Source organism: Streptomyces sp. SAT1 (assembly GCF_001654495.1).
Taxonomy (GTDB): Bacteria; Actinomycetota; Actinomycetes; order Streptomycetales; family Streptomycetaceae; genus Streptomyces; species Streptomyces andamanensis.
Genome location: NZ_CP015849.1, coordinates 4,024,320 through 4,036,478 on the forward strand (window position 1 = coordinate 4,024,320; position 12,159 = coordinate 4,036,478).

At 73.7% G+C, this 12,159-nt stretch carries 10 protein-coding genes; 7 read left to right on the plus strand and 3 right to left on the minus strand.

Going from position 1 to position 12,159, the window contains the following annotated elements:
- Positions 1-39 precede the first annotated feature (39 nt).
- Positions 40-768, plus strand: a complete 729-nt coding sequence (locus A8713_RS17340; protein WP_064534400.1) for an ABC transporter permease — start codon at positions 40-42, stop codon at positions 766-768.
- 37 nt (positions 769-805) lie between these two features.
- Here A8713_RS17340 and A8713_RS17345 read toward each other — a convergent pair whose 3' ends face one another.
- Positions 806-2,098: an ion channel protein gene (locus A8713_RS17345; protein ID WP_064537560.1), complete on the minus strand. Its 1,293-nt coding sequence runs from the start codon at positions 2,096-2,098 to the stop codon at positions 806-808.
- 132 nt (positions 2,099-2,230) lie between these two features.
- On the opposite strand from A8713_RS17345, the gene A8713_RS17350 reads away from it, so the two are divergent.
- Positions 2,231-2,992, plus strand: coding sequence for a MerR family transcriptional regulator (locus A8713_RS17350; RefSeq protein WP_064534401.1), 762 nt, complete (start codon positions 2,231-2,233; stop codon positions 2,990-2,992).
- A gap of 245 nt (positions 2,993-3,237) precedes the next feature.
- Positions 3,238-4,353 carry a DedA family protein gene (locus tag A8713_RS17355; RefSeq protein WP_064534402.1) on the plus strand — a complete coding sequence of 372 codons (1,116 nt, stop codon included), beginning with the start codon at positions 3,238-3,240 and terminating at the stop codon, positions 4,351-4,353.
- Positions 4,354-4,371: 18 nt separating this feature from the next.
- Here A8713_RS17355 and A8713_RS17360 read toward each other — a convergent pair whose 3' ends face one another.
- Entirely contained in the window at positions 4,372-6,147 is a 1,776-nt protein-coding gene (locus A8713_RS17360) for a threonine/serine ThrE exporter family protein (protein ID WP_173860863.1), read from the minus strand.
- Positions 6,148-6,267: 120 nt separating this feature from the next.
- Positions 6,268-6,759, minus strand: a complete 492-nt coding sequence (locus A8713_RS17365; RefSeq protein WP_018568890.1) for an inorganic diphosphatase — start codon at positions 6,757-6,759, stop codon at positions 6,268-6,270.
- Between the two features lie 79 nt (positions 6,760-6,838).
- On the opposite strand from A8713_RS17365, the gene dacB reads away from it, so the two are divergent.
- The 4 genes from dacB (at position 6,839) to hpt (ending at position 12,019) form a co-directional block, all read left to right on the plus strand.
- Positions 6,839-8,479 (plus strand): D-alanyl-D-alanine carboxypeptidase/D-alanyl-D-alanine endopeptidase, encoded by a 1,641-nt coding sequence (gene dacB, locus A8713_RS17370; protein WP_064534403.1) that lies wholly within the window; start codon positions 6,839-6,841, stop codon positions 8,477-8,479.
- A 374-nt stretch (positions 8,480-8,853) separates the two neighbouring features.
- The gene (locus tag A8713_RS17375; protein WP_064534404.1) at positions 8,854-9,954 is read left to right on the plus strand and encodes a zinc-dependent metalloprotease; all 1,101 of its coding nucleotides are present in this window, start codon (positions 8,854-8,856) and stop codon (positions 9,952-9,954) included.
- Between the two features lie 190 nt (positions 9,955-10,144).
- Positions 10,145-11,341, plus strand: a complete 1,197-nt coding sequence (tilS, locus tag A8713_RS17380; protein ID WP_064534405.1) for a tRNA lysidine(34) synthetase TilS — start codon at positions 10,145-10,147, stop codon at positions 11,339-11,341.
- Between the two features lie 117 nt (positions 11,342-11,458).
- Positions 11,459-12,019, plus strand: coding sequence for a hypoxanthine phosphoribosyltransferase (gene hpt, locus A8713_RS17385; protein ID WP_037873829.1), 561 nt, complete (start codon positions 11,459-11,461; stop codon positions 12,017-12,019).
- Positions 12,020-12,159: the final 140 nt, after the last annotated feature.

Below are 12,159 nucleotides of genomic sequence, written 5' to 3' on the forward strand. Positions count from 1 at the left end.
ATCCGCCCGAGCGTCCGCGCGCTGTCCGACTCCTGGACGATGACCCGGCGCGAACTGGCCCGCTGGGCGCGGCGGCCCGTCCAGGTGGCCGTCGCCCTGGTCTTCCCCGTGATGCTGCTGCTGATGTTCGGCTACCTGGTCGGCGGCGGGCGGGGCGTGCGCGGCGACTACGTCGACTACCTGGTCCCCGGCATGCTCGCCCTCACCATGGCCTTCGGCCTGGAAGGCACGATGCTCGCCGTCACCCAGGACCTGAACAAGGGGGTCATCGACCGGTTCCGCGCGATGCCGATGGCCGACGGCGCGGTGCTGGTGGGCCGTTCGACCGCCGACATGCTCCAGTCGGCGCTGGTCCTGTTCGTCCTCGTGGGCGTCGGGCACGCGCTCGGCTGGCGCGCGCACGGCGGACCCGGCGGTCTGCTGGGCGCCCTGGGGCTCCTGCTGCTGTTCCGCTTCGCCATGCTGTGGGCCGGCATCCACCTGGCGCTGCTGGCGGGGCGCCCCGAACTGGTCCAGGCGGTGCAGATCCTGGTGTGGCCGGTGGGCTTCCTGTCCAACGCGTTCGCCGCCCCGGACTCGATGCCCGGCTGGCTGGGCGCGCTCGTGCGGTGGAACCCGATGTCCCACACGGCGACGGCGGTACGGGACCTCGTCGGCGGACCGGGCGGCGAGTCCGGGCACGTGCTCCCGGCCGTCCTGTGGCCGCTCGGGCTGCTCGCGGTGTTCCTCCCGCTGGCGCTGCGCCGCTTCCGGGGCCTGAGCCGCTGAGCCGCCGGGCGGCCGCGGAGACGGTGCGGGACGGTGGTCAGCGGGCCGCCGTCCCGTCCGCGCGCAACTGCATCTGCGGGCGGCCGGTCACCAGCAGCCACGCGGGCAGCGAGGCGAGGCAGAGCAGGGACAGCAGCGTCGGCGAGGAGACGAGGACGGCGGCCGTGAACAGGCTCACCCAGCCCTGCCGGGTCACCGCCAGCAGCATGCCGAGCACGCCCGCCGCGACACCGAGCGCGGGCGGCACCGAGGGCACCAGGGCGTGCGCGGTGAGCCCGAGCGCGGCGCCGATGAAGACGGACGGGAAGATCCGGCCGCCGCGGAAACCGCAGGACGCGGCGACGAGCAGCGCCGCCAGCTTCACCACGGCCATCGTCGCGAACTGCCCCGCCGCCCGGTCGCCGGGAGCGCGGGCGAGCTCCGCGACCTCCGAGAGCCCCTTGAACAGCGTCAGAGGGCCGCCCAGCACGCCCAGCAGGCCCAGCACCAGCCCGCCGGCCGGCAGGGCGATCATCGGATGCCCGAGCCGGGCGAAGACCCGGTGGACGTAGGGGAAGGCGTACACGGCGGCGAGGCCGAGCAGGGCCGCCGCCGAGGAGATCACGAGCGCGGCGAGCACCTCGCCCGCGTGCGGGCGGCCGAGCGGCGGCAGCCCGAGGTCGAAGGTGGGGTGGGCGACCAGCGTCGTGGTCATCGCACCGGCGGCGCCCGCGGCCAGCGGCGCGAACAGGGTGTCCCACAGAGCCCCGCGCATCGGCCGCCCGGCCAGTGCCTCGGAGATGACCAGCGCGGCGGCCACCGCGGTCCCGAACAGCGCGCCGATGGTCGCCGCCTCGGCCAGCGCGGGCCACAGCGCCTGCGGCAGCCGGGGCAGCAGTCTGCGGCCCAGCCAGAACGCCAGGGCCACGTTCGCCGCGATGATCGGGTTCTCCGGGCCGAGGCTCGGCCCGCCGGCCAGCATCAGCATCGTCGCCAGCAGCAGACCCGGCAGGACGCCCGGCGCCACCGGGGCGGCCGACAGGCCCAGCGTGGCCGGATCGGGGCCCGCGTGCCCCGGCACCTTCCACACCACCAGCCCGACCAGGACACCGGTCGCGGTGAGCACGACCAGCATCCACACCGCCGAGTACCGGCCGATGCCGAGCGCGTCCGGCAGGTCCTCCCACAGGGCGCCCTGCAATCGCTCCGCCACCCCGCTCACCAGCAGGAAGAGCAGACTGCACCCGATCCCGGCGACGAGGGCGGGCAGGATCAGGGGCAGCAGCGCGCGGGCCGGTGCCGACGGTACGGCCGGGGCGGCGGCCGGCTGCCGCTCGGTGTCCTGGACCACGGGCACACGATAAGCGGGCGTATCCGGAGGAAACCGGAGGAACGCGCGCACCGCGTCCGGCGGCCGTCGCGGGCTTGCACCTCACGTGGCGTGAGGCCGCACTGTGGAGCGCGTACCGAGAAGGGAGCGGAAGTGGGCTACACCGTGGGTCAGGTCGCCGGTTTCGCCGGAGTGACGGTGCGCACCCTGCACCACTACGACGACATCGGCCTGCTCGTCCCGGGCGGGCGCAGCCACGCGGGGCACCGGCGCTACGACGACGCCGACCTCGACCGGCTGCAGCGGATCCTGTTCTACCGGGAGCTCGGCTTCCCGCTCGACGAGGTCGCGGCCCTGCTCGACGACCCGGACGCGGACCCGCGCGCGCATCTGCGCCGCCAGTACGAGCTGCTGACCGCCCGGATCGACAAGCTGCAGAGGATGGCCGCGGCCGTGGAGCAGGCCATGGAGGCACGCAGGATGGGAATCGACCTCACACCCGAGGAACGCTTCGAGGTGTTCGGGGACAAGGACCCCGAGCAGTACGCGGAGGAGGCCGAGCAGCGCTGGGGCGGCACCGAGGCGTACGCCGAGTCGCAGCGCCGCGCGGCCCGCTACACCAAGGAGGACTGGAAGCGGATCAAGGCCGAGGCGGACGCCTGGGAGGAGCGGTACACCGCGCTGATGGCGGCCGGGGAGCCGGCGGCCGGCCCGGCGGCCATGGACCTGGCGGAGGCGCACCGGCGGCACATCGGAACGTGGTTCTTCACCTGCCCGTACGAGATGCACCGGTGCCTGGGGGAGATGTACGTCGCCGACGAGCGCTTCAAGGCGTACTACGACGCGATGCGGCCGGGGCTCGCCGAGCACCTCAAGGAGGCGATCCTCGCGAACGCGGCCCGCCACGAGGGCTGACGGTCACGAGGGCGGTGGCCCGAGGGCCGGGCGAGGGATCGGACGAGGGCCGACGGTAAGGGGCGTCCGCCCATGGCGGGTGCCCCTTACGTACGTGTCCCGGGGCGGCGGGTCCGGGCCCGCCGGGGGCTGCTCGCGGGATCCTGCGGAACCCGGGGCGTACACCATCCGTTGATACTTTGTGCGGCAGTACCCGGAGGCCGACCCGCCGCCGACCGTCCTCACCCCCTCAGGAGCCCGGAACCGTGACGACGCTTGCCCTCGGCCCGAGCTGGCTGGATCCGAACTACCTGCTGGACACCTACGGCATCTGGGGGCTGCTGCTGGTCGTCTTCGCCGAGTCGGGCCTGCTCATCGGCTTCTTCCTGCCGGGTGACTCGCTGCTGTTCACCTGTGGTCTGCTGATCACCTCGCACCAGCTGGACTTCCCGCTGTGGGCGGCCGTCGCGCTGATCTGCCTCGCGGCCGTCCTCGGCGACCAGGCGGGCTACATGTTCGGCAAGAAGGTCGGCCCGTCCCTGTTCAACCGCCCCGACTCCCGCCTGTTCAAACAGGAGAACGTCGTCAAGGCGCACGAGTTCTTCGAGAAGTACGGCCCGAAGTCCCTGGTCCTGGCCCGCTTCGTGCCGGTCGTGCGGACGTTCACGCCGATCATCGCGGGCGTCAGCGGCATGCGGTACCGCTCGTTCGTCACCTTCAACGTCATCGGCGGCGTGCTGTGGGGCGCGGGCGTCACCCTGCTCGGCTCCTGGCTCGGCAAGATCGACTTCGTGAAGGAGAACATCGAGGCGATCCTCATCCTGATCGTCCTCGTCTCGGTCGTCCCGATCGCCATCGAGTTCCTGCGCGCCCGTGCCAAGGCGAAGAACGAGCCGCAGCCCGCCGCCGCGGCCCCCGAGCCCGTCGCCGCCCACCAGCAGCAGTACGCGCGGCAGTCCCAGCAGCCCCATCCGTACGGGCAGCAGTTCCAGCAGCCGGTCCTGGACGACGCGACCACCCAGCTCCGCCGCATCGAACCGCCGTACGAGCAGCAGCGACCCCGCCGGCAGCACGCGCAGCAGCACCAGCCTCAGCCGCCGCAGCAGCCCCAGCAGCCGTACGGCTACGGCCAGGGGCAGCAGCACCCCGGCGGCGCGTACCCGCAGCAGCACCAGCAGCCGCCCCACCAGCACCAGCAGCCCTACGGTCACCCCCAGCAGCCCCAGCAGCCCCAGCAGCCCCAGCAGCCCCAGCAGCCGCAGCACCCCCAGCAGCCCCAGCCCTACGGCGACCAGCAGGAGCAGCAGCAGTACGACCCGCAGCAGTACGACCAGCGGCAGTACCCGTACGACCAGGACCAGGGCTACTACCGCGCCCCCTGAGCCGACGCGCGGCCCGGCTCAGAAGCCCCTGGTCCGCTTGGCCGCCCGGCGGCCCGCGGCGCTGCCCGCCCCCGGCAGCCGCAGGAAGAGCCGGGAGATCTCGGAGCCGAGGTTCACCCCGATGGCGATGGCCATGGCGAGCGAGACTGCCTTGGCCAGGGAGACGAGCCCCTTGTCGACATGGCTCTGGGCGATCGACAGCAGTCCGAAGTACGTGGCGGAACCGGGCAGCAGCGGCCCGATCGCGGCCGTGGTGTACGGCAGCGCGGAGGCGAAGCGGTAGCGGGACAGCAGCTGCCCGAACAGTCCCACCAGGCCCGCGGCCGCCGCCGTGGAGGCCACCGGCGAGATACCGCCCACGTTGTGCATCGCGCCGTACACCACCCAGGCCACCCCGCCGTTCAGCGTCACCCACAGGACGGTGGACCGTTCCTGCTGGAGCAGCACGGCGAAGGTGAGCGACAGCAGCATCGACGCGACGATCTGGAGCACCGGCCGCTGGCTGCCCACCAGCGCCGCGTCCGGGTTGAGCTGGGCGCCCAGCTTCACCCCGAAGTACAGGACCAGCAGCACACCGGTGACGATGCCGACGAAGAAGTACATGACCTCCAGCAGCCGGGCGGAGGCGGTGATGTAGAAGCCGGTCAGCCCGTCCTGCACACCCGCCACCAGCGCCCGCCCCGGCAGCAGCGCGAACAGGCCACCGGTGATGACCGCGGACGCCTTCACGTCCACGTCCGCCACCGTGAGCGCGACGCCGATCGCGGCCGGCGGCATCGCGGCGACCGTGAACTGGTAGAACTCCGGCAGCCCGCGCCCGGCGCACAGCCAGGCCAGCCGGTCGCCGAGCATCGCGCCGAGCGCGGCCGCCACGAAGACCAGCGGACCACCGCCGACGAGCACCGAGGCCGCGCCCGCCAGCAGCCCGGCGGCCCCGGTCAGCGCCCAGCCGGGGTAGGGGTGCCGGTTGCGGCGGATCTCCGCGAGGCGCCGGTAGGCCTCCTCCAGCGAGACATGGGTCTCGGGGTCGCTGAGGTCGTCGACGAGCTGGAAGACGGCCGCGAGCCGGGTGTAGTCCGTGCCGCGGCGGCGCACCACGCGGGAGGCCGACACCGGGTCGTCCACCAGGGACGGCTGGTAGGAGATGGACAACAGGGTGAAGGTGACGTTCGGCTCGCAGCGGTCCAGGCCGTAGGAGCGGCAGACCGCGAACATCGCCGTCTCCACGTCCTCGGCGCCCTCACCGCCGGCGAGCAGCAGTTCGCCGATACGCAGGGACAGGTCGAGGACGCGCGGGACGGCCGGGCCGCCCTCCTCCGCCTTGTGCACCTGCTCCAGCGCGGGCCGCTCGGTCACCGACATGCGCAGCATCGTGCGCATCCGGTCCTGCCAGGGGGCGTCCTTGGTCAGACTGACCGCCGGGGTGCCCCGGGGCGGTGTGAAGGTGTACGGCGCCTCGCGCGCGTTGTAGGTGCGCGGGGTGCTGAACGCGGAGCCCTCGGACTCGGCGGCCGGTGCCTCGGGCGCCGCCAGGCCGTCCGGCAGGGCGAACTCCGAGGTCGTCTCGGACTCGCCGCCAGTCCGGGGCGCGGCCAGCCCCTGCGGGAGCGCGAACTCGGACGTCGTCGACGACTCGTTGTCGACCGGCGTCACAGCGGTCACCGGGGCCGCCCGGACCACCGGAATCAGCTGCGTCGTCTGCGTCACCGACGCCTGCGCGGGACGCGCGGCGGGGGACACGAAGTCACTCCTCGCCTCGTCCGACTGCGGTTTGCGGTCCTCCGCGTCCGTCACTGGGCAACGCTCCCTGAACGACACCTTCCGTAAGCCTCAGTATGCGCGGGTACCCGCGCACGTATGCCGAAGGCCGCGTCACCTCTGGCGAGGTGGACGCGGCCCCTGGGCGTGGTGCGGTCAGTGACCGCCGTGCTCCTCGAAACGCTTGCGGGAGCGCTCGATCTCCGCCTCGGCGTCGGCGCGGCCCACCCAGTTGGCGCCCTCGACCGACTTGCCCGGCTCCAGGTCCTTGTAGACCTCGAAGAAGTGCTGGATCTCCAGGCGGTCGAACTCCGACACGTGGTGGATGTCCCGCAGGTGCTCCACGCGCGGGTCGGACGCCGGCACGCACAGCAGCTTGTCGTCGCCGCCGGCCTCGTCCGTCATCCGGAACATGCCGATCGCGCGGCACTTGATCAGACAGCCGGGGAAGGTCGGCTCGTCCAGGATGACCAGCGCGTCCAGCGGGTCGCCGTCCTCGCCGAGGGTGTCCTCGACGAAGCCGTAGTCCGCCGGGTAGCTGGTCGAAGTGAAGAGTCGACGGTCCAGGCGGATACGACCGGTCTCGTGGTCCACCTCGTACTTGTTCCGCGAACCCTTCGGAATCTCGATCGTGACGTCGAACTCCACCGGTGGCTCCTCCATGATCAGCACATAGTTCTGGTGATTAAGTGTCCCTCACGCAGGTGTGTGATCGCGAAAGGGGCTGGTGGTCGTGCCGGAGCTGAGGGGCTGGCAGGCCGCGGAAGAGCGGCTGGCACGCCTGACGCGGTCCCTGCGGCCGCGCCTCGCGCGGGTCGCACGGTCCACGGGGCCGGTCCTGGCCACGGCCGCGCGGACCACGCGGCCGTGGATCGCACGGTTCGCGCAGGCCACCGGGCCACGGCAGGGGCGGCCCAGGACGTGGCGGTACACCGCCGGTGCGACCACCGCCGGGCTGGCGCTGGCCGCGGGTGTGGTGACTGCCGCCGGTCCCTGGGACTCCACCGGTCAGCGTACGGCCGAGCGGGATCGGGCCGCGGCCCTGAAGCACGCGGGTGGCGCAGATCACGGCCGCGGTTCCGATATGTCCCGGGGTGCGCGCCCCGGCGGCGCGGCGGCGGCCACCCCGCGGGCCGCGCCCAGCGCAGCCGCCGTCCTCGCGGGCCTCGGCGGCACCGGCGGCGCCGTCCGGCCGGCGGCCGAGGGACCGGCCCTCGCCCCCGTCCTCGATCCGCTCCTGGAGAACCCGGCGCTCGGCACCGGCCGCTCCGCCGCCGTCGTCGACATCACCACCGGCCGGCAGCTCTACGGGCAGGGCGCCGGAAACGGCCTCACCCCCGCCTCCACCACCAAGATCGCCACCGCCGTCGCCGCCCTGTCCGCCCTCGGCCCCGACCACCGCCTCACCACCCGCGCCGCCCTGGAGCCCGACACCGGGGAACTCGTCCTCGTCGGCGGCGGCGACCCCACCCTCACCGCCCGCAAGGACGCCAAGGGCGCCGCCAGCCTGCGCGCCCTCGCCGACGCCACGGCCACCGCCCTGGCCGGGCGCGGGGTGCACCAGGTGACCCTGTCGTACGACACCACCCTGTACGCCGGCGCCGACCTGCACCCCATCGGCGTGAACGAGAACCTGGCCCGGGTCAGCGCGCTCATGGCCGACGAGGGCCGTACCGACGACTCCGCCAGCGGCCCCGCCGACCGCGTCGCCGACCCGGCCGCCGAGGCCGCCCGCGCCTTCGGCCGCTTCCTGAACGAACACGGCGTCCGGACCACCGCCCCCGGACCCTCCAAGGCGACCGGACGCGCGCAGACCCTCGCGACCGTGTCCTCGCCCCCGCTGTCCGACGTGGTCGAACGCATGCTCACCAACAGCGACAACGACATCGCCGAGGCGCTCGCCCGGCAGACGGCCAGGGCCTCCGGCCAACGGGCCGACTTCGCGGGCGGCGCCCGTGCCGTCGCCGCCCGGCTGAAGGCGCTCGGCCTGCCCCTGGCCGGCACCGCCTTCCACGACGGCAGCGGCCTGGACCGCGCCGACCGGCTCACCGCGAACCTGCTCACCGCCCTGCTGCGCACCGCCGCCGACCCCGCCCGTCCCGGGCTGCGGCCGGTCCTCACCGGACTGCCGGTCGCCGGGTTCACGGGCACCCTCGCCGACCGCTACACCGGCGACGGCGCCGCCGGGATCGTCCGGGCCAAGACCGGCACCCTGACCGGTGTGAACACGCTGGCGGGCACGGCCGTCGACCGCGACGGCCGGCTGCTGGCCTTCGCCTTCCTCGCCGAGGGCACCACCGACCCGCAGGCCGCCCAGGCGGCCCTGGACCATGCAGCGACGACCCTGGCGGCCTGCGGCTGCGGCTGAGCCCCGCCGTCCGGGACGCCCGCCGGGGCCTCGCGCGGTTCCGGGGCGGCCTCCGGGCGGCCCCCGGGGCGGACTCCGGACGCCACGGCCCGGGGCCGGGCGCCGGTACCGGAGAGGCGTCTGTCGCCCTGCCTCCCGGTGACGGCGCCGGCCCGGCCCTGGGCGGCTATGACGCGGCGCCCCCGGCGGCCTGCGGCTGAACCCCGTACGTCCGGGACGCCCGCCGGGATCCCGCGCGGACCCTGGACGGCCTCTGGACGCGGTGGCCCGGGGGCGTGCTCCGGCACCCGGTGCCGTCCGCCGCCCTGCCCTGAGTGGCGGCGCTCACGTACCGTTGACACATGACGAGCATCGGTGGTGCCGCAAGTCCCGGGATGGTCGACTGGAATCTCGCGGTGGCGACCGCGACCAGGCTGGTCCGGCCGGGCCCCGAGGTGAGCCGCGACGACGCCCGCGCGGTGGTCGCGGAGCTGCGCCGGCACGCCAAGGTCTCCGAGGAGCACGTGCGGGCCTTCACCCGGCTGGGCACCGAGGAGACCCACGACACCCCGGTCCTGGTCGTCGACCGCCCCGGCTGGATCCGGGCCAACGTAGCCGGCTTCCGCGAACTGCTCAGGCCGCTGCTGGACAAGATGCAGGAGCGGCGCGGCAGCAACCCCGGCGCCGCCGTCCTCGGCGCCGTCGGCGGCAAGGTCACCGGCGTCGAACTGGGCATGCTGCTGTCGTTCCTCGCCTCCCGCGTGCTCGGCCAGTACGAGACCTTCGCCCCGGCCGTCCGCGACCTGCCCGGGGGTGCCGACGGCGGCGGACGGCTCCTCCTGGTCGCCCCGAACATCGTCCACGTCGAACGCGAACTCGACGTGGAGCCGCACGACTTCCGCCTCTGGGTCTGCCTGCACGAGGAGACGCACCGCACGCAGTTCACCGCGGTGCCCTGGCTGCGCGACCACCTGGAGGGTGAAATCCAGTCGTTCCTGTCCGAGACCGACGTCGACCCCACCGCGTTCCTCGAACGGATCCGGGACGCCGCGCAGTCGCTCGTCGGCGGCCGCCCCGAGGGCGAGGAGGACGACGGCGGGCGCTCCCTGGTCGAACTGGTCCAGACCCCCTCGCAGCGCGAGATCCTCGCCCGGCTCACCGCCGTGATGTCCCTCCTGGAGGGCCACGCCGACTATGTGATGGACGGGGTGGGCCCCGAGGTCGTGCCGAGCGTCGCCGAGATCCGCGAGAAGTTCCAGCAGCGCCGCGCGAAGGGCGCCTCCCGGCTCGACTCGGCGCTGCGCAAGCTGCTCGGCCTGGATGCCAAACTGCGCCAGTACCGGGACGGCGAGCGGTTCGTCCGCGCGGTCGTCGACCAGGTCGGCATGGACGGCTTCAACCGCGTCTGGACCTCCCCCAACACTCTTCCCACCAAGGCGGAGATCGCCGAACCGGCGGACTGGGTGGCGCGGGTGCACCGCAAGGCCGAGTCGTGAACCGGCCGCGGACGGGGTGAACCGGATCCGGCCGACGGCAGACGAACGCCCCTCCAATCACCCGTCCGAGGGACCGTGAGCGATGGGTAGGCGTGCGATGCTCGGGGAACGGCCCGTTTCTGTCACCATCGACACACTCTGAGTGACCTGCTCGGGCTCACCCCCGAAAACTCCGTGAAGGGAACCGGACATGGGTCCCCATCCTGCGGTCGCGGCGATACGCCTGGCGGTCCGCCGCGTCCTGAACGACATCCTCGACGAGCAGTCCCCGGCCCCGCCCCCCGCCGGGCCGCCCCGCCCCGAACTCCAGACCGCGCACGCGGCGCAGGCGGCGTACGGCGGACAGCCGCAGCACACCGCGCCCGCCCCGCGCCCCGCACAGCTGCCCGAGCGCCCCGCGCCCGGCGTGCCCACCCCCAGCCGGACACCCCGCGCGCCGCGCGCCCCGCACGGCGCGAACGCCGCCCGTACGCCCGCGCCGCTCGTGCTCGTCGCCTGCTCCGGCGGCGCCGACTCCATGGCGCTCGCCTCCGCCCTCGCCTTCGAGGCGCCCAAGCTCGGCATCCGCGCCGGCGGCGTCACCGTCGACCACGGCCTCCAGCCCGGCTCCGACCTGCGCGCCGCCGAGGTCGCCCAGCGGCTGCGCGAACTCGGCCTCGACCCGGTCGACGCCGTCGCCGTCACCGTCGGCCGCGACGGCGGCCCCGAGGCCGCCGCCCGCGACGCGCGCTACGCCGCCCTGGACGCCGCGGCCGACCGCCACGGCGCCCACGCCGTCCTGCTCGGCCACACCCGCGACGACCAGGCCGAGACGGTCCTGCTCGGCCTCGCCCGCGGCTCCGGCATCCGCTCCCTGTCCGGCATGGCCGCGGTCTCGGGGGCCGGCGGCCGCTACCGGCGCCCGTTCCTGCACATCGACCGGCAGACCGCCCGCAGGGCCTGCATGGTCCAGTCGCTGCCCGTCTGGGACGACCCGCACAACACCGACCCCGCCTACACCCGCTCCCGGCTGCGCCACGAGGGACTGCCCGCCCTGGAGAAGGCCCTCGGCAAGGGCGTCGTCGAGGCCCTGGCCCGCACCGCCCAGCTCTCCCGCGACGACGCCGACGCGCTCGACGCCTGGGCCGGCCAGGCCGAGGCCGTCGCCCGCGACGAAGCGGGCTGCCTGGAGTGCGCCAAGCTGCACGACCTGCCGCCCGCCGTGCGCCGCCGGGTGCTGCGCCGCGCCGCCATCGACGCCGGGGCGCCGGCCGGATCCCTGTTCGCCCGCCACATCGAGGAAGTGGACCGGCTGATCACCGGCTGGCGGGGCCAGGGAGCCATCAACCTCCCGGGCAAAGTCGTCGCCCGGCGGCAGGGTGGCAGACTGGTGATTCGGCAAGGCTGAAACCTTCCCCCCGGGGGAGGCGCCGGTCTCCCCTCCGGGGAGGCTCCCGGCAGGTCTCCCCGCCGGGAGACCCACAGCAGCCGCGAGCCGTCAATGCGGGACGACCGACCGAAAGTGATGCGGGTGGACGCGAAAGACATGGGTGCCGACCTCCAGCAGGTGCTCATCACCAAGGAAGAGATCGACGCCAAGCTGACCGAGCTGGCCGCGAAGATCGACGCGGAGTACGCGGGCAAGGACCTGCTGATCGTCGGCGTCCTCAAGGGCGCGGTCATGGTCATGGCCGACCTGGCAAGGGCGCTGTCCACCCCGCTCACCATGGACTGGATGGCCGTGTCCTCCTACGGCGCGGGCACCCAGTCCTCCGGCGTGGTGCGGATCCTCAAGGACCTCGACACCGACATCAAGGGCCGCCACGTCCTGATCGTCGAGGACATCATCGACTCCGGCCTGACCCTGTCGTGGCTGCTGTCCAACCTGGGCTCGCGCGAGCCGGCCTCCCTCAAGGTCTGCACGCTGCTGCGCAAGCCGGACGCCGCGAAGGTCGCCATCGACGTGGAGTGGGTCGGCTTCGACATCCCCAACGAGTTCGTCGTCGGCTACGGCCTCGACTACGCCGAGAAGTACCGCAACCTGCCGTTCGTCGGTACGCTCGCCCCCCACGTCTACGGCGGCTGACCCATAAGGGCGCAGCCCGTACGGTGATCGGGAACCCCGGCGGCCCCGGAGCCGTTGGAGCATGCAGACGGGAACGCCAGCTCTCCCGTGCGGCTTCTCGCCACGATGCTGGGGTACCGTCAGAAGAACTGTCTTATCAA

What these genes read in the sequence shown, in the direction of transcription:
- A8713_RS17340 (WP_064534400.1), top strand. Translation starts at nt 40, where the DNA reads ATGACCCGGCGCGAACTGGCCCGCTGGGCGCGGCGGCCCGTCCAGGTG.
- A8713_RS17375 (WP_064534404.1), top strand. Translation starts at nt 8,854, where the DNA reads ATGGTCGACTGGAATCTCGCGGTGGCGACCGCGACCAGGCTGGTCCGG.
- tilS (WP_064534405.1), top strand. Translation starts at nt 10,145, where the DNA reads ATGGGTCCCCATCCTGCGGTCGCGGCGATACGCCTGGCGGTCCGCCGC.
- hpt (WP_037873829.1), top strand. Translation starts at nt 11,459, where the DNA reads ATGCGGGTGGACGCGAAAGACATGGGTGCCGACCTCCAGCAGGTGCTC.